This window comes from Gammaproteobacteria bacterium (genome assembly GCA_016705365.1).
Classification (GTDB): Bacteria; Pseudomonadota; Gammaproteobacteria; order Pseudomonadales; family UBA5518; genus UBA5518.
In genome coordinates this window covers 56,479-83,376 of sequence record JADIYI010000002.1, presented here as the reverse complement: position 1 = coordinate 83,376, position 26,898 = coordinate 56,479, and the positions used below count along the sequence as shown (strand labels likewise).

The following is a 26,898-nucleotide window of genomic DNA, read 5'->3' as shown; positions in this document are numbered from 1 at the left end:
CTGCGCAGATGCGTCGAGCATGTGTTCGCCCGGCGAAGCGAGTTCGCCGGCACGAGGCACCCGGCCAGGGCCGCTCCGGCGCCACGCAACCAGAGCACCTCGTCGGCAGTCGCTGCCGCGCACCGCAACCCACTCAGATGGTACGGTCGATAACGACAGCTATGGCTTGTTCCGTCCCATCGAGGTCGATCGGCTCCCCGCCACCCTCGAGATCACCTGGCTGTGCCGCGACCGCGCCCCCACGTGACACGCGCGCCGTGACGCTGACGCGCTCGAAGCTCGACAGTTTCAATCCGGGCGCCATTGCCATGGAGTCGTTGAGCTCTACCTGACGGGGGAGTTCGCTGGCGGCAAAACGCGCGACCGCGAGCGGCATCGGTGGCCCCTGAACCGCGCGCGCAAACACGAACACGGTATCTCCCGGGTTCAACCGCAATCCATCAGCCACGCTCACGGATACCTGCAAACGGGAACCTCCTGCCACGCTCTCCGGCGGCTTTGGCACTGCCGCTGCGTCCTCGGCTGACAGGCCGAGGCGCGCGCGTGCCATCGCGATGCCGTCGCGGATCACCCGTGCATCGGGTGCATCCGCCGGCAGGTGATCGAGCAGCTTCTGCCAGTTCCCGATCGCCCCGGAATAATCGCCGGCCTGAAACCGGTCCATCCCGACCATGCCGAGCAGCGTCAGCTGCTCGGGATCGATCGCAAACGCACGATCGATCAGCGCCTGCACCGCGGGTGTCAGCTTGCGCGAGGATGCCAGGTACAGCGCCTGCGCGCTCTGCGCGATGATCGCCGCATCCTCGGGATAGATGTCCACCAGCTCGGCATAGACCGCAGCGGCCTCCGGATAGCGCCCGGCAGCCATATAGCTGCGCGCCAGCAGGTAGCGGTACTCGCCGTCGGGATCATCGCCCCCGGCCACCGACTCGAGCAGCGGGAGCATGCTCTCCTGCAGCTGCGTCCGCTGCTCCTCGCTGATATCTCCGGCCAGCTGCTTGAGCATCGCGTCGAGGCGCATGGCGGCGGACGCACCAAGCCCCTGATACAGCGCCAGCGCCAGCACCGGTATCGCGAGGGCGCCAAGCCACACCGCGAGCGCGCCCCCGGGCGCGGCGTCTGCCGCAGCACCCGCCACGACAGGATCGGTGTCATCGAGCAAACGGCGATCGAGCTCCACCCTGGCAAGCTGGTAGTCGGCATCCTCGATCGCGCCGGCCTCGCGCTGCAGTTCCAGCTCCGCCATCCGCTGCCGATAGCCCGCGAGGTTCTCCTCGCGTCGTGCATCGCGCAGCGTCTCGCGTTGCGTGCTGCGCCGCAGCGCCCACAGCACCGGCACGCTCGCCAGCACGCCAAGCATCCCTGCGAGCAACCAGAATGAGTTCATCGACGCGTGGCCTCGTCCTTCAGCAATTCATCGAGCCGCCGACGTTCCTGCTCACTCAGCGCAGCCGGGCCGGTTGCCTGCCGGCTGGCGTCCAGGCGGTTTGCTCGAGCACGCCGCAACATCCCTGCAAGCACCATCAACCCGCCGCCCAGCATTGCGAGCGGAGCCAGCCACAACAACCAGGTCCTGCGCTCCACCGGTGGATTGTAGAGCACATAATCACCATAACGACTGACCATGAAATCCACGATTTCCGGATCGGTCCTGCCTTCGACGAGCAGCCGATGCAATTCACGGCGCAGATCGGCGGCAATGGGCGCATTGGAATCCGCGAGATTCTGGTTCTGGCACTTCGGGCAGCGTAACTCGCGGGTAAATTCGAGATAGCGCTGGCGCTGCTCCTCGCTGTCGAAGTCGTAGGCATCGATGGCGGCGTGCACAAAACCCGCGATCACCAGCAGCAATACCGGCATTGCTCGCCTCACCGGGTATCACCGGCCAGCAGGCGATCGAACTCCGGCTTTATCTTCTTCCGCCAGACGCCTTCGTCGATCGGACCCTGATAGCGCATCCGCACCACACCCGCGGCATCGATGAGGTAGGTTTCCGGGGCCCCCGTAACGCCGAGGTCGAGTCCCAACCGGCCGCTCTCGTCAACCAGATTGATCCGATAGGGGTCACCTTTCTGATCGAGCCAGCGGCGCGCCGCCGCAGGTTCGTCCTTGTAATTGATGCCGAAGATCGGCACGCCTTCACGGGCAAGCTCATTCAGGTAGGCGTGCTCGGCATGGCACGAAGGGCACCAGGTTGCCCAGACATTGATCAGGGCCACGGCGCCCAGCAGATCCGCCCGTGTCACCTCGCGCTGATCGAGCGTGGGAACGCTGAACTCGGGCAAGGACCGGTCCTCCAGCGCCGCGGGCATGTAATTGGGATCGAGCGCCAATCCACGCCACAACAACGCGCCGAGCACGGCAAACACGATCAGCGGCAGAAAAAGGCGCCAACGCTGCATGGTTCAGGCGCCGGCTACGCCGAGTGCCGCACCCTGCGGCGGCACCCGGGCCGCGGCACGTACACCCCGATAACGGCGATCGGCGAGCGTCGCTATCCCGCCAAGACCCATCAACAGGCCACCGATCCACAGCCAGCGCACGAAGGGCTTGTGGTGCACCCGCACCGCCCAGGCCCCCCCTCCTACCGGTTCGCCGAGCGAGACGTAGAGATCGCGAAAGAAGCCGGGGTCGATCGCGGCCTCGGTCATCACGTTGCCCATCTGGCTCTTGTAATCACGCTTTTCAGCGATCATGCGCACCGTCGATCCAGCAGGAGTGCGCACCATGAACGTCCCTTGCTCACCGCTGAAGTTGGCACCATCTACATGGTTTGTACCGAGAAAACCGAATGTGTAGCCAGCCAGCGTCACTTCATCGCCCGCAGCCATGCGCACATCCCGTTCATCGCTGTACACCGACGTGAGCCCGGCGCCGGCAATGCAGAAAGCCATGCCGAGATGCGCGATGAACATGCCCCAGTACGCTGCGCCAAGGCGCGTTATTGCGTGCTGCCCCCCGCGCTGCGTCAGTCTTTCCCGCAAACCGGTCAGCAGGGTCGCAACGATCCAGGTTGCGATGAGCACACAAAGCGCCACACCGGAATGCCAGGCTCCACCATAGAGCAGCGGGAACAGCGCAGCCGCGAGCAGACTGGCCGCCGCCGGCGCCACGAGCCGCCGACGCAGGCCGGCAGACCCGCCATCACGCCAGCGCAGCAACGGACCAACGCCCATTATCAAGGCCAGCAATACCATCAACGGTCCGAATGTCATATTGAAGTACGGAGGGCCCACCGACATGCGTCCCAGATCGAGCGCCGATATGATCAACGGATACAAGGTCCCCAGCAGAACCGTTGCCATCGCAATGACCAGCAGGATGTTGTTGCCCAGCAATGCCGTTTCACGCGACAGCAGGGCAAATTCGCCGCGCGCCGAGACCGCCGGCGCGCGTAGCGCAAAGAGCGTCAGCGAACCGCCGACCACGATGCCGAGGAACGCCAGCACGAACAGGCCGCGCTCGGGATCGGTGGCAAACGCATGCACCGAGGTCAACACCCCCGAGCGAACCAGGAAGGTGCCGAGCAGGCTGAGCGAAAAGGCCATTATCGCAAGCAGCACGGTCCAGCTTTTGAACAGTCCCCGCTTTTCGGTTACCGCCAGAGAGTGCAGCAGCGCGGTGCCGACCAGCCACGGCATGAACGAGGCATTCTCCACCGGATCCCAGAACCACCAGCCACCCCAGCCCAGCTCGTAATACGCCCACCAGCTGCCGAGCGTGATGCCGATGCTCAGGAACACCCACGCGGCGTTGGTCCATGGTCTGCTCCAGCGCGCCCAAGCGGTATCGAGACGCCCGCTCCACAGCGCGGCCAACGCGAATGCGAACGCCACGGAAAAGCCCACATAGCCCAGATAAAGCATCGGCGGATGCAATACCAGGCCGATGTCCTGGAGCAACGGATTGAGATCCTTGCCCTCCATCGGGACATTGGGAAATGAACGAGCGAAGGGATTCGAGGTAAGCAGGACGAACAGATAAAAGCCGCAGGCGACCATGCCCATCACCGACAATACACGCGCCCGCATGTCGAGCGGCAAACTGGCGCTGAACATCGCGACCGCCGCGCTCCACCCCGCGAGTATCAACACCCACAACAGCATCGAGCCTTCGTGGTTGCCCCACAAGGCGCTGAACTTGTACCACGCCGGCAGCAGGGTGTTGGCATTCTGGGCCACGACCCGCACACTGAAATCGTCATGCAGGAACGCATGGGCGAGACACGCAAACGATATCGCCACCATCAGGAACTGCGTGATCGCCAGCGGGCGACTGGCTTCCATCCACACACGCACATTGCGCATCACCCCGGCCAGCGGCAATACAACCTGGAGCAGCGCAACGCAAAAGGCGAGAATCAGCGCGAAATGTCCGGCTTCAACCAGCATCGGATCCCCCCTTCGCGGTGGCCGCGTCAAAGGACTCACCGGCCTTCAATGCATCGTGAACTTCAGGTGGCATGTAGTTCTCGTCGTGCTTGGCCAGCACCTGTGCCGCCCTGAACCGGTTGCCCTCCAGCAGTTCGCCCACCGCCACGATGCCCTGGCCTTCGGAGAACAGGTCGGGAAGGATGCCCTGGTAGGCGATGTCGATTGCCGAGTGGTTATCGGTCACGGTAAATGTCACCTCGAGACCCGAATCCGAACGCTTCAGACTGCCCGGAACGACCAGCCCTCCTACCCGGATGGTCTTGCCCAGAGGCGCCTCTCCCCGTTCGATCTGGGTCGGCGCATAAAAGAAATTCATATTGTCCTGCAGCGCCCAGAAAGCCAGAGCGGCGGCGATACTGGCGCCCGCAACGATAAAGATCACGATATAGAGCCGCTGTTTGCGTACCGGATGCATCTGTCTCACTCCTGCCCTTTCCCGGCATCCCTGATCTGCAGGCGCGCGCGCACCCTGGCCAGTACCTGCCGGCGGCGGACCAGCGGGGCGCGCAGCAGAAGAATCAGCACCAGCCACACGATCGCGTAGGCACCCCACACATAGGCACCATGTCCATCCATCGACCATAACTGGGCAAAGCTCTCGAAATACATCGCCTCACCCGATCCCCGGCGTGCTGCCGGGGCCTCCGCTCGCGAGTTCCTCCACCCAGCGCGCCCTTTCCTCGCGCTCGAGGATCTCGCTGCGCAGGCTCAGCACCACGGCCAAGGCATACAGGCAATAGAAACCCGCGATCATGACGAACAATGGCTTCCACATGTCGGGATGCATCGAGGGTGCACCACTGAACTTGATGCTCGCAGGCTGGTGCAGGCTGAACCACCAGTCAACGGACTTGTAGATGATCGGAATGTTGACCGTACCCACCAGGCTCAGCACGGCACAGGCCTTGGCCGCGACATCACGGTCCTCGAAGGCCTGATAGAGCGCCACCACTCCGAGATACAGAAACAGCAGAACGAGCATGGAGGTAATCCGCGCGTCCCACACCCACCAGGTGCCCCAGGTCGGCTTGCCCCAGATCGCACCGGTCACCAGGGCGATGAAGGTCATGGCGGCACCGATGCCGGCACAGGATTTCAGCACCATGTCCGAAACCTTGATTTTCCAGATCAGGCTTACGGCGCCCGCAGTGGCCATCAGGTAATAGCCTGCCAGCGACACGAATGCAGCCGGCACGTGCACGAATATGATCCGGTAGCTGTTGCCCTGACGAAAATCGGGTGGCGCAAAGGCCAGTCCCCAGACGCTGCCGGTCAGCAGCAGCAATCCAGCGGCAAGCGCCAGATACGGCAACCACGGCGTGGTCATCTGGTAGAACCAACGGGGTGAACCCAGCTTATGAATGAAAGACCACACGCTTTTCTGACAACCGTCCAGTTCAGGGAGGAGCGCCCGAGCAGCGGGCCCAGGCAGGGTGCAGTATATCCGATCTGCCTTCGGGGTTGGCAGCGACCGCAGCCCGACGATCCGCAGCCCCGATGAATTGATGCAGGTCAACACCAGAGTCTCCCGATCGATTAGTCTGCTGGCGATCCGGGAGTAATGACTGTTGTGATTGATACGGCATTTTCTCGGGACATACGCTTCTTGTTCTCTCCTCCTTCAAAGCCCGGCAAATGCCGGGCTTTTTTTACTGATCCAGATTGATGCGCAACGCGGCGGCCACGGCAAGCGGCGCCAGCGTCAGCGCCAGCAGCGCAAACGCCCCCAGTATCGCCAGGTGGCTGCCGAATTCGTGACCGAATGCCGCGGCGTCGACCGCAGCGGTGCCAAACACCAGCACCGGGATATACAACGGCAGGATCAGCAGCGACAGCAGGATGCCGCCCTTGCGCAGCCCCACGGTCAGCGCCGCACCGATGCCGCCAACGATACTGAGCGAAAGCGTCCCCAGCAGCATCGAAAGAAACAGGGCCATCATGGCCCCCGAGGGCAGGTACAGCAGCCCGCCAGCCAGCGGTGAGCACAAGGTGAGCGGCAATCCTGTCATCAGCCAGTGCACCAGTATCTTGGCAATGCTCAGCAGGTACAGCGCGGCGGGGCTGCGCACCAGTTGCTCGAGCGAGCCGTCATCGTAATCGCTGCGAAACATCATGTCCGTCGACAGCAGCGAAGCGAGCAGCGCAACCACCCATACCACACCCGGCGCGATGCGCTGCAGGTCCTCGGGAGTGGGCCCGATACCGAGCGGAAACAGCGCAATCACGATCAGGAAGAACACCAGCGGGTTGGCCATTTCGCCGGGGCGCCGGCAGGCGATCAGCAGATCGCGGCGCGCGGTCTCCAGCCAGGCTCCCCGGTTGGCATCCATCAGTGTCCGGCCTCCTGCCCGAGCTGCAATTGCTGTACTTCACGACCGAGGGCGAGCTGGTGGTGCGTGGTGAGCAGCACGGCTCCACCCGTGGCGGCGTGCTCGACGATCAGGTTCTCGAGTTGCGTTACGCCGGCAAGGTCTATCGCCGTGAAGGGTTCATCGAGGATCCACAGCCGGGCCGGACTGAGCAGCAGGCGGGCCAGCGCGATGCGCCGCCGCTGACCCGCCGAAAGATTCTGGGCCGGCGTATCGCGAAAGGGTGCCAGACCAAGCCGCGCAAGCGACTGCGCCATTGCGATATCACGGGTGCGACCCCACAGCCCTGCATGCCAGCGCAGGTTCTCCAGCGGCGTCAGGGCCGGTTTGACCGCTGCATCGTGCCCCAGGTAAAGCGTTTCGCTCAGATACTCGTAACGCGCGCGGGCAAGGGGCTGACCGCGCCACAATATGGTGCCGGTGCAGCGCTCCGACAGTCCCGCCAGGGTGCGCAGCATCGTGGTCTTGCCACAGCCATTGGGGCCCGCCACCTGCAGAATGCCTCCCGTGCCCAGCACGAAATCGACGTTTTCGAACAACAGGCGCCCTACGCGCTCGCAGCGCAAGCCGCGAACCTCGAGCAGTGGAGTCGAGCCGCCGTCATTCATTCCGGGCAATCCAGATGCGGGACGCGATGGACGAGATCGGCCAGACTCAACTTCCGAGGCGAGTGGCCGCTATAATCCGCATGTTCCACGCGATTATAAGTGAAGCACGCATCGAGCTGGCAACGAATATGGAAATAACCCCGGGAGGCGTTTTGCCACCGCCGCCGCAGGCCCAGCAGCCGCTGCCCAACGCGGCACCCGGCCAGCCTCTCCCGCCGTCGCTTGCCGGCGCTCTCGAAGCCTTGATTCTCGCCATCAATCCACCGGTGCGAGCAGCCCAGGGAAACGCCAGCTATTCCATCGAAATCGCGCTGTCCGGAGAGCGCCTGCAGCTTTCGAGCACCAGCTATTTTCCGCCTGGTACCCGCCTGCTGTTGCGCGCGCTGTCTGATTCGCGGCTGCGCGTCGAGCAGGTGCTGCCGGCGGCGCCACCGGTTCTGGTCAAGGCCGCATTGCGCAATGCCCTGCCCGCCCAACTGCCGGTGCGCGACGCCCTGCTGGCCATACGCGAACTCGGCGGCGACGCCGCCTTGCCGAATCCGGTGCGCCAGCGCATCGCAGAACTGCTGATGCGATTGCCGATCCCCGCGCAAGCCCAGTCGCCGCGCAGTCTGCGCGAGCTGGTACTGAACAGCGGACTGCTGCTGGAAGGACGCCTGCGCGCGTCCGCGACCACCGCAGCGCCCGGCAATTTGCAGGCGGCGGCGAACGCAGGGCTCGCGGCGGTGACTGCGCGCCCGGGCGGGCAAGCCCTCTCGCCCGCTTCCGTCCTGACGCGCAATCAGAGCACCGCGCCTGCGGATGAACCGTCCACGCCATCCGCCGCAACCGGGCATCCGGATCCACGCAATGCAGTCAGCGCACCTCCTGGCGGTCGAACTGCGGCTGGCATGCACGCAATTTTGCGCCTGATGCAGCGGTTCTCGGGTCCGGCTTCCGCTCCTGCCACTGCTGCTCCGCCAAGGACCCAATCGAGCGCAATGGGCAGTGGCGCCCCGGCGCCAACGACGACTTACGACGCGCGCGGGCAACTCGGCCCTGCCGGCACCCCACCCGGCCCCGGAGAACGCATTGCGGCGGGCGCTGCTCGCGGCGCGCTGCCGCCTGATTCCACGAGCCCCGGTTCGGGTTTGGCCATCAGCGGCGAACCCGTTTCCGTGGCCCGCAAAGAAGCCTTGGCTGGGGCACTGCGCACCGCAAATCCGGGCGCACCGGCGCCGCGCGAATCTCCGGGCATCACATCAACCGCTCAGGGCGCTGCCCGATCGACGACAGCGACCGCAGCGGTCCGGGCACCGGTCTCGCGCCCGGAAGTCAGCGGTTCTGCGGGCGCCGGTACCGGGTCCACCCCCGGATCACCGGGACAGATGGGCGATGCGCGCAACGCACTCCCCGTGAATCCGGTTTCACCGCGCTTGCTGAGCCACGATTTCAAGGCGCAGCTGCTGAGTCTGCTGGAGTTGCTCGCGGCTTGGCCTTCCGGCGCACGCTCCCCGACAGCCGCGCAGACTCATTCCGCAACCCCGGCGCCACCGGCCCTGGCAACGCCCCTGCTCTATACCCCGCGCGGGCATTTGAACCCGGGCGCCATGGGGACTCCGGCAACCGACGCCGGTGGATTCGCGCAGCCGCCAGGCAATGCACCGGGGCAGCGGGTCGGACTGAGCGAAAACGCGACCCCGGAGGTTCAGCACCTGCTCATCAGGTATGTCGAGGCCGCGCTGGCGCGTACCCGGATCCACCAGATCGCGGGTCTTCCCGAGGCACGCCAGGCAAATGACAACGCGCCGCTGGCAAGCTGGACCGTGGAGATCCCGCTGCAACGCGGACAGCAGCTCGATCTGCTCGAAATGCGGGTCGAAGACCATGGTGAACAGCCATCGGCAGCGGGGCAAGCGCTGCGCCTGTGGCAGCTGATGATGACGCTCGACATCGATGTGCTCGGGCCGATGCATGCCTATCTTCAGCTTGCCGGCAATCGTCTCTCGGCAACCTTGTGGGCCGAGCGCAGCAGCACACTCGAAGCGGCGCGCAGCGCCTTGCGCTCGCTGGTCGAAGCGCTCGAAACGCAAGGGGTCGAAGTCACTCAGTTGGAGTGTCTAGCCGGGCGACCGCCCGCCTCGCAATCGCCGCTGTTCGAGCGGCTGCTCGACGTGCACACCTGATCGCGATGGAGGACACCCGGCCAAAACGCGCGGTCGCGCTCGAGTACGACGGAACCAATGCGCCCCGCATCACCGCGCTGGGCAGCGATGCCCTGGCCCTGCGCATCGTCGAGATCGCGCGCGAGCACGGCATTCCGCTGCTGGAAAACCACGAGCTTGCCGGGCTGCTCTCGCAACTGGACCTCGGGGACGAAATACCCGAAACACTCTATCTCTGCGTCGCCCAGATCATCGCATTCGCCTACCGCCTGCGCGGACGCGTGCCGCAGGACTGGAATCCGGCCGGGAACAACATGGCGGGCAGCGAAACACCGGCCAGCGAGCAGACGCTGGCGCTACCGCCCGCGCTCAGTTGATGCGCTGCGAACCGAGCCGCGTCCGGAGAAGTTCCGCGAGCCGGCGCTCGGCTACGCATGACTGGGCTGAAGCCGGGGCCGGGGCCGCGAATTCCGCCACCTGGCGCAACACCGGCACCTCGGGCGCGGGTTCCGGGCGGCTGCGCTGCAATCCGCGCAGTTCGTTCTCCAGCATGGTGACATGACGCCCCACCGCGGCATTGGCGTTGTTGTAGGTGCGCAGGGCGTCCTCGAGGCGGCCGATCCGTTGCCGCGTCGCCTGGACCGTGCGAAAAACCAGGGCGCCCGCGCCCAGCAATACGCCAAGAGCGACAATCACGAACATTGCAGGAACATAAGGATCAGGGATCACGTTGACGATACTCCGTGCGCCAGATCATTGACGGTGAGCGCTGTTCTGCAGCATCCATGCCACGCCATGCGCCCCACCACTTCAGGCAACCGGCCACAATGCGGTTCGGGCCGGCTCATCCAGCGCTCCCATATTGCGCAACAGCGCGCGATAGGCGCGCACACCCTTGCTGTAAGGCGCGAACTGCGAGGGCGTCAGCCCGCGATAACTCGCCTCCCTGAAGCTGTTGTCCATCGGCACGACCGTCTCTCCGACCTGGTCGGCAAAGGTGCGCAACAAGGTTCGCAAACCATTGACCGAGGTCTCGCTGCCCTGCTCGTACATCGTCGGCACCACGCAATAGCGCAATTCCTTGCCGCGTGCGCGCACTACCATGGCAAGCGTGTGGGCCATCCGCTCGAGCCCCTTGATGGCGAGGAAATCGGTCTGTACCGGTAACAGCAACCGCTCGCTCGCCGCCAGCGCGTTGATCATCAGCACGCCCAGCACCGGCGGCGTGTCGATCAGGGCGTGGTCGAAATCCCCGCGCAGCGTGGCAAGCGCCCGGGCCAGTCGCAACCCCACGCCTTCAGCCGAGCGGAACTGCCGTTCCACCGTGGCCAGGGCGGTGGCGGCAGGAAACAGCATCAGACCGGAAACCGGTGTCGCGAGCAGCATGGCGCGCAACTCGTCGACACCCGGCAGCTGTGGCTGGCGAAACAGATCATAGGTACTGCGCTCGAGCGCATCGGGATCGAAACGGAAATAGGAGGTCAACGAACCGTGCGGATCGAGATCGACCACCAGCACCCGCTTGCCCGCATCCGCGAGCAGGCCGGCGCAACTGACCACCGTGGTGGTTTTGCCCACCCCGCCTTTCTGATTGGCAACGGCCCAGATCTCCACCCGTCGTTCCCTCCGGACCCGCGACGCGGCATTGCGCGCGGGCAGTGATCTATTGCGGCGCTTGCGTCTCCCCGGTTGCCGGTAGCGGCTCTGCCGGTCGGCGCGCGCGTGCCGCGTCGTTGGTAAACAGCACGCCTCCGCCCTCGAGTTCCACCCGCAACACACCCGCCGGCGCAGCCTCCGCGGGTGTTGCGCCGACCGCGGGCGTGGTACCCGCCACGGCACCCGATGCCCGTGCTTGCGCAGCAACCCCATCCCCGGGTACTGCGTCCGGCGGGGTCGTATCAGCGACCGGATCGCGCGCCCGTTCAAGGCGCGGCAAATTCGGACGCAATCTGGCACTGCGGGAAATCAGCAGTACCACACGCCGGTTTTCCGCGCGCCCTGCCTCGCTGTCGTTGGCCGCAATCGGCTGAAACTCGCCATAACCAACCGCAACCAGCCGCGTGGGACTGATACCATTCTCCGTCAACAGCTTCACCATCGATGCGGCACGCGCCGAAGACAGCTCCCAGTTGGACGGGTAGATGTCGTTGGCGATCGGCCGGTCATCGGTGAAACCTTCCACGCGGATCGGCAGATCGCTGTCGCGAACCATTTCGGCCATCGCCTTCATGATGGGCTCCGCGGCGCTGCTCGGACGCGCATCGCCGGAGGCGAACAACAGGCTCGACTTGAGTTCGATTTCCAGCCATTCCTCGTTTCCCTGCACCGAAAGCAGATCCTGATCCACCAGCGTCGCGAACTGCTCCTCGACGCGTTGCGATATCTTGCGAAACTCCTCCGGCAGTTGGGGTTCCGAGGTCGTGGCCTTGACCTCCTCCTCCTCGACATGGCCGGAGCCCGGCATCTGTTCGGGAGATTCTATGCTATCGGATACCACTCCTGGCATGACGGCCGTCACAGGATCGCCAATCTGTATCGGATTGATACTGCGCTCGGGGATGTTGAATGCCTCGGTGAGCGTCTTGGTCAGCACCCGGTACTTCCCCTCGTTCACCTGGGAGACCGAATACATCACCACGAAAAACGCCAGCAGCAGGGTCAGGAAATCCGCATAGGAGACCATCCATCGCTCGTGGCTGATGCGGTCTTCATGAATCACCCGTTTGGCCATGACGCGGCTTGCTCCGAGCTAGCCGAGGTAACCGTTGAGCTTCATTTCGATGGCCCTCGGGTTCTCGCCATCGGCGATCGCGATGATGCCTTCGATGACCATTTCCCGATATTGCGCCGCTTCGCGCACGCAACTGCGCAATTTGCCCGCGATCGGCAGGAAGAACAGGTTCGCGAGTCCCACGCCGTAGATCGTGGCAACGAACGCCACCGCGATGCCGGGGCCGACGCGTGCCGGATCCTCGAGATTGCCCATCACGTGGATCAGCCCCACCACCGCACCGATGATCCCGATGGTCGGTGCATAACCGCCCATGCTCTCGTAGAATCGGGTGGCATCGACATCGCGCTGCTCGCGCAGGCCCGACTCGGATTCCAGCACGTTGCGGATCGCATCGGGTTCGTTGCCATCGACCAGCAACTGCAACCCCTTGCGGGCAAATGCGTCGGCTTCGAGTTCGGCGACCGATTCAAGCCCGAGCAAGCCCTCGCGGCGCGCCGTAGTGGCCCAGCGCACCACCCGCTCGATCCCCGGCATGAACGCCTGTTGCGGCGGCTTGAACACCCACGACAGCATGTTTATTGCGCGCCGCAGCCCCGACATCGGCATCTGCAGCAATCCGGCTCCGATGGTTCCGCCAAAGACCAGGACCGCGGCCGGAATATTGACCAGGATCGACAGATCGTTTCCTTCGAGGAATACGCCTCCGAGCAACGCGGCCATCACCAGCGCGATGCCGCTGAAACTCAATGTATCCATGCCCGTTGACTCCCGCGATATGGTGCGCCGGTCACCAGTTCCCGAGGCGCGCGCGCAAGCGCTTGGTCGCCTGACTCAGGATCTGGCTCACGCGCGATTCACTGACCTGCAACACCAGGCCAATTTCCTTCAGGTTGAGTTCCTCGTCGTAATAGAGCGACAGCACCAGGCGCTCGCGCTCCGGCAGGCGCTCGATTTCGCTGCCGATATCCTGCGCCAGCCGTAGCCGCGCGGTTGCATCGGCGGGATTGTCGGCCGTGCTGCCGAGACTGCGCTCGGCGCCACCCTCGGTGTCGATCAGTTCCTCGAGACTGAACAGCCTGCTCCCGGCCGTGTCCTGCAACATGCCATGGTATTCATCCAGGCTGATGCCGAGTTCGCGCGCAACCACCGAATCCGCGGCATCCTCGCCGGTTCTCGTTTCGATGGCGCGTATCACCTCGGCAACACGTCGTGCATTGCGATGCACCGAGCGTGGCGACCAGTCGCCGCGCCGCACCTCGTCGATCATCGCACCGCGGATACGGATACCGGCATAGGTCTCGAAACTTGCGCCCTTCGCCGCATCGTAATTGGCGGCAGCCTCGAGCAGGCCGATCATCCCGGACTGCACCAGGTCATCGACGTTGACCGAGGACGGCAGCCGCGCAAGCAGATGGTACGCGATACGCCGGACCAACGGACCGTGCTCCTCGACCAGCTTGCGGGAATCGGGTTTTTCAGTGGCGCTCGCGTACATCACAATGCCGTTCACTGGCTCGCTCAGCCAGGCACCGCGGAGCCGAGCAGCTGCTCGACGAAGAACTCCAGATGTCCGCTGGCGCTCGCCGGCAACGGCAGGCGTTCAATGCGTGTCGCGAGCTCGCGAAATGCCATCGCTGCCCGCGAACGGGGCGCTCCGAGCACCACGGGACGCTGGCGCTGTATACATTTGCGCACCATGTCGTCGTAGGGGATGTCGCCCGCGTGATGCAGCGTGACATCGAGAAAGCGATCGCAGACCTGCGCCAGCTTGTTGAAGAGCTGCACCCCCTCCTGGCTGCCGCGCACCATGTTGGCGATGATCCGGAACCGCTGCATGCCGTAATCCCGGCTGAGCAGCTTGATCAGCGCATAGGCGTCGGCAAGGGACGAGGGCTCGTCGCACACCACCACCAGACACTCCTGCGCGGCGCGCACAAAACTCAGCACCGATTCGGAAATTCCGGCCGCCGTGTCGACGATCAGCACGTCCATCCCGGCAGCGATCTCGCTGAAGGCACTGATCAGGCCGGCATGCTCCTTGCGCCCGAGTGCCACCATCGACTGGGTGCCCGAGGATGCCGGTATGATGCGGATGCCGCCCGGGCCGTCGATCAGGATATCGGCCAGCCCGCAATCACCGGCGAGCACATCGGCAAGGTTGCGCTTCGGTCTCAGGCCAAGCAGCACATCGATATTGGCCAGCCCCAGGTCGGCATCGAGCAAAACCACGCGCTGCCCGCGCTCGGCGAGGGCAATGCCGAGATTTATCGAGACACTGGTCTTGCCGACACCGCCCTTGCCGCCGGTAACGGCCAGCACCTGCACCGGCCTTGCTCTTTCAACCGCGGTAGTCATGCGCGCTGGCGTCCCCAAGATCATCATTGGGCCATTCTAGCCGCAATGGGGCCCGCGGCGGCAGCGGTCGCACTTTGCGTTGCGTGGGCATCGGAGGACTTCGCGGAATCGCCCTCGGGATCGAGCAATACGGCCCGTACGACCAGCGCATCGGCCGAAGCAACACTAAGATCGTCCGGAATCTCCTGTCCATCGGTACTGTAAGCCAACGGCAGGTGTTCACGCGTCACCACTCCCAGCACCTCGCCAAGGCTGCGGGTCTCATCGAGCTTGGTCACCACCGCGGCAACCGGAGCAGAGGGGCGGTAATCCTCCATCGCGGAGTCGAGCCATGACAACTGTGCGTTGGCCGGCAGCACCAGCAGGGTTTGCACGCGACCATGCAGCGAGCCCAGCGACTCGAGCAGGCGATTGTGCTCGAGGATCTTGCGATTGATACCGAGGGTGTCCACCAGCACCAGTCGGGAAGGTCCCGCCGTGGAAAGCATTTCCGGCAGTGATTCGCCATTCAGCGCGGCGTGAAACGGTACATCGAGCAAGCGGGCCACTGCGCGCAGCATATCGCATCCGCCCAGGCGCACGCCGTCCATGCTGATCAGCACCAGCCCCTGCGCCCCATGACGCAGCGCATGGCGCACCGCGAGCTTGCACAGGGTGGTGCTCTTGCCGGCGCCGGTGGGGCCCACGAAAGCAAATATCCCGCCATCCTCGATCAAGTCGCCCGCCTCGCCTACACCACGCGCCAGCCCCGCCAGCACGCCGCTCCAGGCTTCAGACCAGCTCGCCTGCGGGTCGATTTCCGCAACCAGTTCCCGCACCTGCGGATTGGGTATTCCGATACGGGTGAGCCGGCGCCACGCACGCCCCTCGATGCCGGGCCCGTATGCCGCACGCTCGCTGCTCATCTCCGCCAGACGCGCCTCGAGGAAGCTGCGCATGCTGCGCAGCTCGCTTTGCACATCGGCGAACGGCGACTCGAGCGGCAAGGGCGTCAGCGGCGGCGGCACCGCTTCACAAGGCAGTGGCTGCGGCGGGGGCGTGGCGCGCGCAGCGGCCGGTGCGGCGAGAATCTCCACTCCCTCGGCGACACGACGGTTCGACAACACCAACGCATCCGGACCGAGCTGCTCGCGTACCATCCGCAACGCGGTACGCACATCCGGTGCGAGGATTCGTTTCATGTCCATTTGCTGATCCTCCAGTTGACCCATCACGCTAACCCACCGTTGCTTCGATCGTGACCTGCTTGTTGTCAGGCACTTCCTGATAGGAGATGACCTTCAACGCCCGGTGCGTGTGGCGCATGAATCGCGCCAGCACCCCGCGCAATGGCGCCGGTACCAGCAGCACCACCGCCTTGCCCTGCAATTCCTGACGCTGGGCCGCCTCGCTCATCGAGCGTTGCAGGCGCTCGGCGAGCCCGGGCTCCAGCACGATATCCTCGCTGTCCACGCCGCCCTGGGGAGTGCGCTGGAGCGATTTCATCAGCACCTGCTCGACCTGCGGGTCGAGCGTGATCACCGGCACACTCGGCGCGCTGCCACTGATCCCCTGGAAGATCGTGCGACCAAGCGCCACGCGAACCGCGGCGGTGAGCGAGGCCGTGTCCTTGGCGCGCGCCGCCTGGGCCGAAATTGCCTCGGCGATGCTGCGGATATCGCGTATCGGCACGCCCTCGACCAGCAGGCTCTTCAACACCATCAGCAACTGGTTGATGCTGACCGCACCGGGTACCAGTTCCTCGCCGAGCTTCGGGGAGATCCGGGCAAGCTTCTGCAGCAACTGCTCGACCTCTTCGTGTCCGAGCAGTTCGCCGATATGATCGAGCAATACCTGGTTCAGGTGGGTCGCAATCACGGTGCTCGAATCGACCACCGTATAACCGAGCGTCTGGGCACGCTCATGCTGTGACCGCTCGATCCAGACGGCATCCAGTCCGAACGCGGGGTCACGGCATTCGAGCCCCTCCAGGCGTCCAAACACCTGCCCCGGGTTGATCGCGAGTTCGCGCTCCGGATAGACCTCCGCTTCGCCCATGGTGACGCCCATCAACTGGATGCGGTAGGCGTTGGGCAGCAGTTCGAGATTGTCGCGAATATGTACTGCCGGCACCAGGAAACCCATCTCCTGCGATAATTTCTTGCGCACCCCCTTGATTCGGCCGAGCAACGCGCCACCCTGCGCCTTGTCGACCATCGGGATCAGCCGGTAACCGACTTCGAGTCCGATCATGTCGACCGGTGCCACATCGTCCCAGCCAAGTTCGACGGGTGCCGGCGCGCTCGGGCGCGGCAGCTCCTCGAGTTCGGTCCCCCTTTTCTTGCCGGCACCGATCCGCCTGCGGATAAACCAGGCGCAACCACCGGCAAGCCCGGCGAGCACCAGGAATGCCAGGTGCGGCATCCCCGGCACCAGGCCCATTATCAGCAGCACACCGGCCGCCACGGTCACCGCCCGCGGTGACTCGAACATCTGCTCGAGCACCTGATCGCTCATGTCGCGCGCGCTGTTTACGCGGGTAACCATGATTGCGGCCGTGGTCGAGAGCAACAGCGAAGGGATTTGCGCGACCAGGCCATCGCCGATTGTCAACAGCGAGTAGCGCTGCATCGCCACCTCGAACGCCATGTCGTGCTGCATCATGCCGATTGCCAGACCACCGATCAGGTTGATGGCGAGAATCAGCATGCCCGCGACCGCGTCGCCGCGCACGAATTTCGATGCGCCATCCATCGCGCCGTAGAAGTCTGCCTCGCTCGACACCTCGCCGCGACGCAGCCGCGCCTCCTCCTGGGTGATCTGCCCCGCATTGAGATCGGCATCGATGGCCATCTGCTTGCCGGGCATCGAATCCAGGGTAAAGCGGGCGCTGACCTCAGAGATGCGTCCCGCGCCCTTGGTGACCACCACGAAATTGATGATGATCAGGATCAGGAACACCACCATGCCGACCACATAGTTACCACCGATCACCACATTGCCGAATGACTCGATGACCTTGCCGGCGGCATCGGCACCGGTGTGACCTTCGAGCAGCACCACGCGCGTGGAGGCAACGTTGAGTGCCAACCGCAACAAGGTCGTGATCAGCAGGATGGTCGGAAACACGGCGAAGTCGAGCGGACGCATCGCGTAGACCGCCACCAGCAGCACCACCAGCGACAACGCGATATTGAAGGAGAACAGCACGTCGAGCAGCACCGGCGGAACCGGCAAGGTCATCATTGCCAGAACGGTCAGCAACAGCAACGGAACGCCGAAACTGCCCTGCGCGAGCAGGCGCAGCTGCCCGCGCACACCCGCGCCGCTCAATTCCATCCCGCCTAGCGCCATTTCAGATCCTGCATGACTGGTACCCGGGAGCGCCACCCGCGGTCAATATTCTGACGCGCGCGCGCCGGTCATGAAGCCATTGGCAAGAATCATTCCCACCCGCCAGGGCCGGCTGACGCATCACTTGCGACCGCGCCGCGGAACATCCATTCCTTCCGGAACCTCGAGCTCCTCGGGAAGCGTCGGCGGGGCGCCCCGACCGCGGCGGAAATTGCGCAGATGGTAGACATATGCCAGCACCTGCGCGACCGCCAGATAGAGGCCGCCCGGGATCTCGGCATCGATTTCAGTAGTGAAGAAGATCGCGCGCGCCAGCTTCGGCGAGCGCACCACCGCAACGGCATTGGCTTCGGCGACCTCGCGTATCCTGAACGCCACCAGGTCCGAACCCTTGGCCAGCAGCGTTGGCGCGCCGCCACGCTCGAGGTCATAGCGCAACGCCACCGCGTAGTGGCTCGGGTTGGTTATCACCACATCGGCCTTGGGGACCGCGCTCATCATGCGCGACCTGGCCAGCTGACGCTGCAGCTGCCGGATCCGGCTCTTGATCTCGGGTTTGCCCTCGGTTTCCTTCATTTCGTCGCGGATCTGCTGGGTCGACATGCGCAATTTCCTGGCGTGATCGAAGATCTGGAACGGCACGTCGACCGCGGCAATCAGCAGGGTCGAGGCGCTCAGGGCCAGCGCCGACCAGCCGAGCACCCGCAGCGAATGGCGCAGGGCAGGCTCCAGCGGCTGAACCGCCATGCTGTCGAGATCGGCACGCAGCAGCCACAGCAGCAGCACCGCGATCGAGCCCACCAGCAGCACCTTGGCAACCGCTTTCAGCAGTTCGACCAGCGAGCGCACCGAAAACATGCGCGCCAGCCCCTTGAGCGGACTCAAACGTTCGAGCTTCGGAACCATGGCCTTGGCGCTGAACAACCAGCCCCCCAGCACTGCCGGTGCCAGCAGCGCCGCCACCGCCAGCAACAGGAATATGGGCGTGATCATCCCCAGCGCGCGCTCGAGCGCGTTGCCCAGATGGATCGCCATGTATCCGGTATCGAATATCTCTTCGCGGTTGAGCGCAAACGAGGCGCGCCCGATGTCGAGAATCCGCGTAGCCAGCCATTGACCGAACATCAACAGCGATGCGGAACCGGCCAGCAGGATCGCGGCAGTGTTCAGCTCGCGCGAGCGCGGTACCTGCCCTTCTTCACGGGCACGCTCGAGGCGGCGTGGGGTCGCCTGTTCGGTCCGTTCCTGACCGGTGTCTTCTTCGGCCATGGGGGCGCCTGAAAATTGTCAATAGCGGACCCTTTGCAAGTATCGTGCGCACCGTCGAGCCGATTGGACAGCGCGGTTCCCGCAGGCTATAAAGCGCCGTTTACACGATGGCGAAACCCATGAGCGCCTACAAATTCGATCTGCTGGTGATCGGCAGCGGACCCGCCGGAGAAAGTGCCGCGCTCAACGCCGCCAAGCACGGACAGCAGGTCGCGGTCGCCGTGGGCCACACGATGGTCGGTGGCAGCTGCACCCACAGCGCCACCATTCCCTCGAAGGCATTGCGCCAGGCAGTGAAGAGCCTGGTTCGCTACAACTCCAATCCCATCTTTCGCGCCATAGGCGAACCACGGCGGCTTTCGTTCCAGCTCCTGTTGCAGAATGCCGAGACCGTGATTCGCAAGCAGGTCGCGATGCGCTCGCAGTACTACGCCAAGAATCGCATCGCAATGTATTTCGGCACGGCCTCGTTCAGCGGTCCCAACAGTGTCAGCGTGACTCTGCCCGACGGCGCGCTGGAGACCGTGACGGCGCGCAACATCGTGATTGCGACCGGCTCGCGCCCCTACCGCCCGGCCGATGTGGATTTCGCTCATCCGGCGGTTTTCGACAGCGACAGTATCCTGTCGATGCCACATACCCCGCGCAAGATGATCATCTACGGCGCCGGTGTGATCGGCTGCGAGTACGCCTCGATATTTTCCGCCCTTGGCGTCAAGGTCGACCTGGTCAACACGCGCGCGCAGTTGCTGTCCTACCTGGATGACGAGATTTCGGATGCGCTTTCGTATCACCTGCGCACCCAGGGCGCGGTGATCCGCCACGGCGAGGAGTTCGAGCGACTCGAGTACTCGGCGCAGGGCGTGACGCTGCATCTCAAATCGGGCAAACGCCTGCAGGGGGAAGCCCTGCTGTGGTGCAACGGGCGCACCGGCAACACCGATGGCCTGGCACTCGGGAAAATCGGACTCGTCGCCGACGAACGTGGCCTGTTGAACGTCGACGAGCGCTACCAGACCAGCGTTCCCGGCGTGTTCGCGGCCGGTGACGTGATCGGCTTTCCGAGCCTTGCCAGTGCCGCCTATGACCAGGGTCGGTCCGCGGCGGCGGCGGCGCGCGGCAAGGAACATCCGCGCTACGTCGACGACACCCCCACCGGCATCTACACCCTGCCGGAGATCAGCTCCATCGGCGCTACCGAGAAGGAGCTGACCGATGCGTGCATTCCCTACGAGGTGGGGCGCGCCTTTTTCAAGGAAACCGCGCGCGCGCAGATCAGCGGCGAGGATGTAGGCATGCTGAAGCTGCTGTTCCATCTCGACACGCTGCAAATTCTCGGCGTGCATTGTTTCGGCGCGGAAGCGACCGAAATCATCCACATCGGCCAGGCGATCATGAAGCAGCCCGGAGCCGCCAACAATATCCGCTATTTCATCTCCACCACGTTCAATTATCCGACCATGGCCGAAGCCTATCGTATCGCCGCGCTCAATGGATTGAACCGCCTTACCCGCTTCTGAGCCACGCGCCTCAGACCGGGGCGCCGATCAGTTCGCGCAACATCGCGAAGGCCTGCCCCGAAAGCAGATCGAAACGCGGCAGGAAACCGCCCATGCTGGCCCATATCACGAAGAGGCCAAAGACCATCGACACCGGAAAGCCAAGCGAGAAAACGTTCAGCTGCGGCGCGGCACGGGTCATCACCCCGAACGCCATGTTGACCACCAGCAGCGCGGTGACCGCCGGCAGCGCCAGCAACAGCCCGCTCAGAAACATCCACGACGCCCAGTTCGCGATGTTCCAGCTCGCCTGGGCGCCGATCCAGCCGCCGCCGATCGGCAGGTAACGGAAACTTTCCAGCAGGATTTCGAACATGGCCAGATGGCCATTGGTGGCCACGAACACCAGGGTGAGCAGCAGCAGGAAATATTGCGCGACGACAGTGACGCTGACACCGTTGGCGGGATCCGCCATCGACGCAAAGCCAAGTGCCATCTGCATCGCAACCATCTGCGCGCCGAATACGAATATGTGAAGGAAGATCTGCATCACGAAGCCGATGCCGATTCCCACCAGAACCTGCTGCGCAATCAGCACCGCGGCCGCGGGCGACAGCGGATCGATGGCCGGTACCGGGGGAATCATCGGTGCAATGAGCACGCTGACCAGCAGCGCGAGCCCGATACGAATGCGCGCCGATACCAATGCCGCACCGAACACCGGAGCCACCATGAAGAACGCGCCGATACGGAACAGCGGGTAGAGATAGCCGCCCAGCCAGGTGCTGAGCGTCGGCAGCGACAGCTCGAGCATCGTGCTCAGCCCAGCAGGATCAGCGAGAAGGAGTCGGTCACGCGGTGCGTGAATTCGATCAGGCGCGACAGCAGCCAGGGACCGGCAACCAGCAGCGTCAGCAGCGTGGTGAGCAGCCGCGGCAAAAAGCTCAGGGTCTGTTCATTGATCTGGGTGGCGGCCTGGAACACGCTGACCACCAGGCCGACGATCAGGCTCGGAACCACCAGCACGCTCACCATCAGCACCACCAGCAGAAAGCCGTCACCAAACAGCTTGAGGGTCATTTCCGGCGTCATCCGATCCCTCCTACAACGCGAAGCTCGACGCCAGCGAACCAATGATCAGGGCCCATCCGTCCACCAGCACGAACAGCATGATCTTGAACGGCAGCGAGATGATCATCGGCGAGAGCATCATCATGCCCATCGCCATCAGTACGCTCGCGACCACCAGGTCGATGATCAGGAACGGGATGAACAGCAGGAATCCGATCTGGAAAGCGGTTTTCAGTTCACTGGTCACGAATGCCGGAACCAGCACCATGAACGGCACGGCTTCGGGACCGGCGAGCGGGCCACTTGCGGATATGCGCAGGAACATGTCGAGATCGCTCTCGCGCGTCTGGGCCAGCATGAAGGTCTGGAACGGTTGCCGTACCTTGTCCAGGGCCTGGACCGCCGTGAGTTCTTCGCGCAGATAGGGTTGCAGTGCGTCCTGGTCCGCCAATTCCAGTACCGGCGACATGATGAAGAGAGTCAGGAACAGCGCCAGTCCAAGCAGGATCTGGTTGGATGGCGTCTGCTGCAAGCCGAGAGCCTGACGCAGAATCGCGAATACCACGATGATGCGCGTGAACGAGGTCATCAACATCAGCAGCGCGGGCAGCACGGTCAGTGCCGTCATCAGCGCCAGGATCTGGATGGTTACGGTGTAATCCTGGCTGCCGTCGGGGTTGACGGTCACTTTCATGGCGGGCACGCCAAGATTTCCACCGGCGCTCAGGATCGAGACCGGGTCAGTCTGGGCCACCACGACCCCAGGCGCCAACAGCAGCACGGTCAGCAACACCGGCACCGCGATTACCAGCGCGCGACCTGCTCTCATGGCGCGCCCCCGGCGCCGATCGCCTGACGCAACCGGGTCGCGAAATCAGCCGCGCCCCGGGTCTCCGGAGCCACTACCTGGCCACCGAAGCGGTGCAGTGCAGTGATCTGCTGCGCTGTTACACCGAGCAGCACCTGGGTACCCGCCACATCCACCAGCAATACCCGCTCGCGCGGACCAACCGGCAACGAGGCAACCACCTTGAGATGTGCGGAACCGGAGATCACACCGCGCTGGAGCCGCTTGAGCAGCCAGGCCAGTGCCAGGATCGCTAGCACCACCGCAGCCAGCGCCAGCGTGACCTGCCAGATGTCGCCGCTACCCGCCGCGCCAGATGTCACCCCCATCGCCATGCTGCCACCCGCGCCAGATTGTTGTCACCCGGAGCAGGTTGAGCAAGGTGCGTGCCAGCGATTGCGGTGCCCGCGGTGCGGACGAAAATGCCTTCAGGCAAGTTTCTTGATGCGTTCCGAGGGGCTGATCACGTCGGTCATGCGGATGCCGAATTTCTCGTTCACCACCACCACCTCGCCATGCGCGATCAGCGTGCCGTTGACCAGCACGTCGAGCGGCTCGCCCGCCAGGCGATCGAGTTCGATCACCGAGCCCTGTCCCAGTTGCAGCAGGTGGCGGATCGAGATCTGGGTATTGCCGATCTCCATCGAAAGACGGATCGGGATGTCGAGAATCATCTCTAGATCCGGGTTCGCCTTCGCCGGGTTGCCGGTGCCGCTGAATTCGGGAAGATCGTCGGGCTGTGCCGGCTTCCCGCTTTGAGGCGTGTTGTTCGGATCCTGATTTTCCATCGCGACGCTTCCTGTTTGCCCGAGCCTCAGCCGGGCCGATCAATCTTGTTCAGAACCTGCAGGGCAAGGTTACCCTTCAGGGTACCGAGGCGCACACTGAACAGGGGTATCGTGTCGGCGCGCAGCACCGGTTGCGGAATCTCGATCGGGATCACGTCACCGACATCGAGATCGATCACCTCGCGCAGGGATATCTCCGTCTCGGCCACCTTGCAGCGGAGATCGATCATTGCGTCCTTGATGTTCTCCTTCAGCGCCGCCTCCCAGCGGGAATCCCGTGCATCGGCCTCGGTAACCGACGAGCGATCGAGCAGTTCACGTATCGGCTCGATCATGCCGTAGGGCACCACCAGGTGCAACTTGCCTCCACTCACATCGAAATCGACACTGAAGCTGCTGATCACCGCGATATCGTTGGGATTGTAGCTGGTGGTCGCATCCGCGCTGGCTTCCTTCTGCAGCAACTGGACCTTTATCGCCGCCAGCACGCCCCATGCCTTTTGCAGTTCGCCAAACACCGTCTCCAGCGCGCGGTCGACAACCAGCGTCTCGGACGGCGTGAATTCGCGCCCCTCGACCTTGGCATTGAAACGCCCGCCACCGAAAAAATTATCTACCAGCAGGAACACCAACTGGGCGTCCATCACGATCAGGGCAAGCCCCGGCAGGGGCTGCAGGCGAACCACGTTGATGCTGGTCGGTACCAGCAGGTTGGTAAAGTACTCGCCGAATTTCTGGATCTGCATCCCGTCGTAACCGACCTCGAGACCGCGTCGCAGCAAGCCGCGGAAACCGGTGCGCAGATGGCGTGCGAAGCGTTCGTTGGCGCGCTCCAGCGATGGCATGCGCCCCCTGACGACGCGATCCTGGGTGCTGAGATCGTACTCCTGCACATCGGCCGCAGGCACACCATATTCGACCTCCACCTCGCCCTCGTCCACACCGTGCAACAGCGCGTCGATTTCCTCCTGTGACAGCAATTCCTGCACGCCCGGACTCCGTTGCCTGTGGATCTCGCCGCTCGTTACTGGAGCACGAATTCCGTGAAAAACACCTGTTCGACACCCGCGTGCCCGGTCTCCGCGGTGAGAATTTCCTGCACCGTGCCGAGTATCGAGGCACGCAAGGCCAGTTTGCCCTGCTCGGTCTGCAGTGCGGCAAAATCCTGTGATCCCAGCAGGCTCACCAGTCGCCCCCTGATCAGCGGCGCGTGAACCGTCAGCGCATCGATGGCGGATTGCTCGCGTGCCATCACGCTGAGCGAAACCTGGAAGTAGCGCTGCTTCCCCTCCTGCTGCAGCGTCACCACGAAGCGCTCACCGAGCGAGGCGTAGATCGCCGGTGCCGGCGTCGCAACCGTCGCTGCGGAATCTGCGGTCCCGGCGTCACCGGAACGCAGGAACCACGCTGCCCCACCGCCCAGCACGAGCAGCAAGCCGACTGCGGCGGCGATGATCAGCAGCTTTTTCTTCCTGCCGGCGGCGGCAGCACCAGCATCCAGTTCCCCCGCAGAGTCATTATCGTCGTTATTGTCTTTTTCCATGCCAATCTTCCGTCACGCTCAACTCGACCAGTGAATGCGAGCAATCGGCATGCCATCGCGGCCGCCGTTGATCCGGGAGATCGGAAGTTAACACACGGGGATGGCACCCGGTAGCACGCACGCGGCTCCGTGACACCCGGACTCAGGCATAGTAATCAACCAGCCCGCGGTGCGGGCGCGCAGCCGCCGGATGACCAGCTGCCGGATCGAGCGCAAGCAGCGGTTCGGCATAGGGGGCGATGTCCGCCAGCGCCTCGCGACGCCCCTGTCCTCCCCCGTCCTGGTGCTGGGCAACGTTCACATCGAGCAGGTTCATGCCGCTGCCCTCGAGCATTTCCCGCAGCCGCGGCAGGGACTGCTCCACCATGTCGCGCACGACGGCGCTGTGGGTGGTGAACTGCACACTGGTGCCGTCACGATGTGCCTGCACCTTGACCTGCAAGGGACCGAGCTCCGGCGGATCGAGGTGGATATCAGCCGTATCCATGTTGCCCGTTGACAGCCAACGAATTCGCTCGCCGAGCAGTTCGCCCCAGGCGCCGGACGCAAGCGGCAAGGCCGCGACGGTGGCGGCACCCGCAACAACGGAATCCAAGCGCGGCGCCGGGACTGCGTGCAACGGGCCGGCGCCGTGAAGCGGCGCCGGTTCGGCCGTCACTTTCGGATCGGAGGCGCGGGCCACGGTATCGTGGAGCAGGCGCGCGGCGCTCAGCGCCACGGCGTCATGGCGCTGTGCCTGATCCAGGCCGGGTGCACCCGGAACCGGGATCGGGGGTCGATCACGCCCGCTCTCCTTCGTCGCCCCGGACGACTGCCGCTGATCGGCGCCGGTGCGCGACAACCCCGCGCCCTGCTCGTTACGCCCGGCAATCATTGGCTCGAGCGGAATTGCTGCGGCAGTTTGTTGCGGGGTGCCGGGGGCAGCGGCTGTGCCACCGCCTGCGCCGGCAACCGGCGCTGCCGCGGCGGCCGTATTGACCTGCGTCCGCTGCACCACGGCCGCCAGCGAATCCAACGCCGCGAGCTCCGCTGCGCCAGCATTGATTGAGGGTCTCGAACCACCAGCCGCGCCAGCGATAGCCGGCACCAAAGCGGGGGACGTGCCCGCATCCGCCGCGTTGCGGGACTCAATCCCGGCAACGACCGTCTCGCCCATGGCGCCCTGGCCCGCGAGCGCGCCGCGATCGGGCGTTGGCAGTCGCGCCTCGGCAGCGCTCAGCGCGGCCGGGGTGGCCATGGCTGCGGCGGCTTGCAACAGCGCCCGCGGATCACGGAGCAGATCGTCCTCGGTCCGACCGGAAGCCGCCGCGAGCTGCGCCAGTATGTCGCGACCGGACTGCGCGAGGGTGCGCATCGCCGCGAATGCCAGCGGCAATGTATCAGCGCCGGGTTTCGCCATACCGGATTCGGACCCGAATACGCCGGCACCCTCCCCGGGTACACCCGCGATCGTCGGCAAAGCCTCGCCTCCCGCCGGCAATTCCTTGCCCTCGCCGGCAACTGGCGGCTTGCCGAGCGCCAGTGCGAGGGTGCTGCTTGCGGGCCCTCCCGCTGACCCCGGCTCAAGCTGACCCTGCGTCGCTGCCTGCACGCCGATGCCGTTTGCCAGCAGCTCGCTGGCGATCGCTTCAGGGGTTATGGGAACGGTGAGGTTTTCCATCGAAAAATTGATATTTAATTCTTTATTTTCTGCAAGTTGCAACTTCTTATTGATATTATTTATATGCTGCGCCAACAACTTCTGAAATCCATCCAGGGCCTCGCTTGCCACGCCTTGCGGCGAGCCACCCGGCACCTGCGACCCCGCATCCAGCGCCATCGTCAACGGTGCACCGAGCAAGCCGGCCACGCCATTCAAAGATACTGATGTCATTCGCGGTATCCAGTGGTTGCGAGATCCCCTCA

Annotated in this window: 29 protein-coding genes; 3 read left to right on the top strand and 26 right to left on the bottom strand. The window is 64.3% G+C overall.

Annotated features, from left to right (window positions below; translation table 11 throughout):
* Positions 1–133: 133 nt before the first annotated feature.
* The 9 genes from ccmI to ccmA all read right to left on the bottom strand — a co-directional run bounded on the left by ccmI (position 134) and on the right by ccmA (position 7,410).
* Positions 134–1,387, bottom strand: a complete 1,254-nt coding sequence (ccmI, locus tag IPF49_00595) for a c-type cytochrome biogenesis protein CcmI (GenBank protein MBK6286140.1) — start codon at positions 1,385–1,387, stop codon at positions 134–136.
* Positions 1,384–1,872 (bottom strand): cytochrome c-type biogenesis protein CcmH, encoded by a 489-nt coding sequence (locus IPF49_00590; protein MBK6286139.1) that lies wholly within the window; start codon positions 1,870–1,872, stop codon positions 1,384–1,386. Before IPF49_00590 ends, ccmI begins: the two co-directional genes overlap by 4 nt.
* Entirely contained in the window at positions 1,869–2,402 is a 534-nt protein-coding gene (locus tag IPF49_00585) for a DsbE family thiol:disulfide interchange protein (protein MBK6286138.1), read from the bottom strand. The genes IPF49_00590 and IPF49_00585 overlap by 4 nt, the downstream gene beginning before the upstream one ends.
* 3 nt (positions 2,403–2,405) lie before the next feature.
* Positions 2,406–4,391 carry a heme lyase CcmF/NrfE family subunit gene (locus tag IPF49_00580; protein ID MBK6286137.1) on the bottom strand — a complete coding sequence of 662 codons (1,986 nt, stop codon included), beginning with the start codon at positions 4,389–4,391 and terminating at the stop codon, positions 2,406–2,408.
* Positions 4,381–4,848 carry a cytochrome c maturation protein CcmE gene (gene ccmE, locus IPF49_00575; protein ID MBK6286136.1) on the bottom strand — a complete coding sequence of 156 codons (468 nt, stop codon included), beginning with the start codon at positions 4,846–4,848 and terminating at the stop codon, positions 4,381–4,383. Before ccmE ends, IPF49_00580 begins: the two co-directional genes overlap by 11 nt.
* 5 nt (positions 4,849–4,853) lie before the next feature.
* The gene (gene ccmD / locus IPF49_00570; GenBank protein MBK6286135.1) at positions 4,854–5,042 is read right to left on the bottom strand and encodes a heme exporter protein CcmD; all 189 of its coding nucleotides are present in this window, start codon (positions 5,040–5,042) and stop codon (positions 4,854–4,856) included.
* Between the two features lie 4 nt (positions 5,043–5,046).
* Positions 5,047–5,760 carry a heme ABC transporter permease gene (locus IPF49_00565; protein ID MBK6286134.1) on the bottom strand — a complete coding sequence of 238 codons (714 nt, stop codon included), beginning with the start codon at positions 5,758–5,760 and terminating at the stop codon, positions 5,047–5,049.
* A gap of 322 nt (positions 5,761–6,082) precedes the next feature.
* Entirely contained in the window at positions 6,083–6,763 is a 681-nt protein-coding gene (gene ccmB / locus IPF49_00560; protein ID MBK6286133.1) for a heme exporter protein CcmB, read from the bottom strand.
* On the bottom strand, positions 6,763–7,410 hold the full coding sequence (gene ccmA / locus IPF49_00555) for a cytochrome c biogenesis heme-transporting ATPase CcmA (protein MBK6286132.1): 648 nt from the start codon (positions 7,408–7,410) through the stop codon (positions 6,763–6,765). Before ccmA ends, ccmB begins: the two co-directional genes overlap by 1 nt.
* A 128-nt stretch (positions 7,411–7,538) precedes the next feature.
* On the opposite strand from ccmA, the gene IPF49_00550 reads away from it, so the two are divergent.
* Positions 7,539–9,575, top strand: coding sequence for a flagellar hook-length control protein FliK (locus IPF49_00550; protein MBK6286131.1), 2,037 nt, complete (start codon positions 7,539–7,541; stop codon positions 9,573–9,575).
* Positions 9,536–9,931, top strand: coding sequence for an EscU/YscU/HrcU family type III secretion system export apparatus switch protein (locus tag IPF49_00545; GenBank protein ID MBK6286130.1), 396 nt, complete (start codon positions 9,536–9,538; stop codon positions 9,929–9,931). The genes IPF49_00550 and IPF49_00545 overlap by 40 nt, the downstream gene beginning before the upstream one ends.
* Here the strand turns inward: IPF49_00545 and IPF49_00540 are convergent.
* The 9 genes from IPF49_00540 to flhB form a co-directional block, all read right to left on the bottom strand.
* Positions 9,924–10,283: a hypothetical protein gene (locus IPF49_00540; GenBank protein ID MBK6286129.1), complete on the bottom strand. Its 360-nt coding sequence runs from the start codon at positions 10,281–10,283 to the stop codon at positions 9,924–9,926. The genes IPF49_00545 and IPF49_00540 overlap by 8 nt on opposite strands.
* 81 nt (positions 10,284–10,364) lie before the next feature.
* The gene (locus IPF49_00535; protein ID MBK6286128.1) at positions 10,365–11,168 is read right to left on the bottom strand and encodes a ParA family protein; all 804 of its coding nucleotides are present in this window, start codon (positions 11,166–11,168) and stop codon (positions 10,365–10,367) included.
* A gap of 49 nt (positions 11,169–11,217) precedes the next feature.
* Positions 11,218–12,285, bottom strand: coding sequence for a flagellar motor protein MotD (gene motD, locus IPF49_00530; GenBank protein ID MBK6286127.1), 1,068 nt, complete (start codon positions 12,283–12,285; stop codon positions 11,218–11,220).
* Positions 12,286–12,303: 18 nt separating this feature from the next.
* Positions 12,304–13,044 carry a flagellar motor protein gene (locus IPF49_00525; protein ID MBK6286126.1) on the bottom strand — a complete coding sequence of 247 codons (741 nt, stop codon included), beginning with the start codon at positions 13,042–13,044 and terminating at the stop codon, positions 12,304–12,306.
* A 31-nt stretch (positions 13,045–13,075) separates the two neighbouring features.
* Complete coding sequence (locus tag IPF49_00520) at positions 13,076–13,783, bottom strand: RNA polymerase sigma factor FliA (protein ID MBK6286125.1); 708 nt, start codon at positions 13,781–13,783, stop codon at positions 13,076–13,078.
* A 23-nt stretch (positions 13,784–13,806) separates the two neighbouring features.
* Positions 13,807–14,643 carry a MinD/ParA family protein gene (locus tag IPF49_00515; GenBank protein ID MBK6286124.1) on the bottom strand — a complete coding sequence of 279 codons (837 nt, stop codon included), beginning with the start codon at positions 14,641–14,643 and terminating at the stop codon, positions 13,807–13,809.
* A gap of 23 nt (positions 14,644–14,666) precedes the next feature.
* Positions 14,667–15,830 carry a hypothetical protein gene (locus IPF49_00510; protein MBK6286123.1) on the bottom strand — a complete coding sequence of 388 codons (1,164 nt, stop codon included), beginning with the start codon at positions 15,828–15,830 and terminating at the stop codon, positions 14,667–14,669.
* A 28-nt stretch (positions 15,831–15,858) separates the two neighbouring features.
* Positions 15,859–17,961: a flagellar biosynthesis protein FlhA gene (flhA, locus tag IPF49_00505; protein MBK6286122.1), complete on the bottom strand. Its 2,103-nt coding sequence runs from the start codon at positions 17,959–17,961 to the stop codon at positions 15,859–15,861.
* Positions 17,962–18,096: 135 nt separating this feature from the next.
* Positions 18,097–19,245, bottom strand: a complete 1,149-nt coding sequence (flhB, locus tag IPF49_00500) for a flagellar type III secretion system protein FlhB (protein ID MBK6286121.1) — start codon at positions 19,243–19,245, stop codon at positions 18,097–18,099.
* A gap of 119 nt (positions 19,246–19,364) precedes the next feature.
* Here flhB and sthA point away from each other — a divergent pair, with 119 nt between their 5' ends.
* Entirely contained in the window at positions 19,365–20,765 is a 1,401-nt protein-coding gene (sthA, locus tag IPF49_00495; GenBank protein MBK6286120.1) for a Si-specific NAD(P)(+) transhydrogenase, read from the top strand.
* Between the two features lie 10 nt (positions 20,766–20,775).
* On the opposite strand, the gene fliR is transcribed toward sthA, so the two are convergent.
* The 8 genes from fliR to IPF49_00455 form a co-directional block, all read right to left on the bottom strand.
* Entirely contained in the window at positions 20,776–21,558 is a 783-nt protein-coding gene (fliR, locus tag IPF49_00490) for a flagellar type III secretion system protein FliR (GenBank protein ID MBK6286119.1), read from the bottom strand.
* A gap of 5 nt (positions 21,559–21,563) precedes the next feature.
* Positions 21,564–21,836, bottom strand: coding sequence for a flagellar biosynthesis protein FliQ (gene fliQ, locus IPF49_00485; GenBank protein MBK6286118.1), 273 nt, complete (start codon positions 21,834–21,836; stop codon positions 21,564–21,566).
* 10 nt (positions 21,837–21,846) lie between these two features.
* On the bottom strand, positions 21,847–22,644 hold the full coding sequence (fliP, locus tag IPF49_00480) for a flagellar type III secretion system pore protein FliP (GenBank protein ID MBK6286117.1): 798 nt from the start codon (positions 22,642–22,644) through the stop codon (positions 21,847–21,849).
* Positions 22,641–22,997, bottom strand: coding sequence for a flagellar biosynthetic protein FliO (gene fliO / locus IPF49_00475; protein MBK6286116.1), 357 nt, complete (start codon positions 22,995–22,997; stop codon positions 22,641–22,643). Before fliO ends, fliP begins: the two co-directional genes overlap by 4 nt.
* Positions 22,998–23,090: 93 nt before the next feature.
* Positions 23,091–23,450 carry a flagellar motor switch protein FliN gene (gene fliN / locus IPF49_00470; protein MBK6286115.1) on the bottom strand — a complete coding sequence of 120 codons (360 nt, stop codon included), beginning with the start codon at positions 23,448–23,450 and terminating at the stop codon, positions 23,091–23,093.
* Positions 23,451–23,476: 26 nt separating this feature from the next.
* On the bottom strand, positions 23,477–24,439 hold the full coding sequence (gene fliM, locus IPF49_00465; protein MBK6286114.1) for a flagellar motor switch protein FliM: 963 nt from the start codon (positions 24,437–24,439) through the stop codon (positions 23,477–23,479).
* A gap of 35 nt (positions 24,440–24,474) precedes the next feature.
* A complete protein-coding gene (locus IPF49_00460; GenBank protein MBK6286113.1) occupies positions 24,475–24,993 on the bottom strand; it encodes a flagellar basal body-associated FliL family protein in 519 nt (172 codons plus the stop codon).
* 142 nt (positions 24,994–25,135) lie between these two features.
* Positions 25,136–26,866 (bottom strand): flagellar hook-length control protein FliK, encoded by a 1,731-nt coding sequence (locus IPF49_00455; GenBank protein MBK6286112.1) that lies wholly within the window; start codon positions 26,864–26,866, stop codon positions 25,136–25,138.
* Between the last annotated feature and the right edge of the window lie 32 nt (positions 26,867–26,898).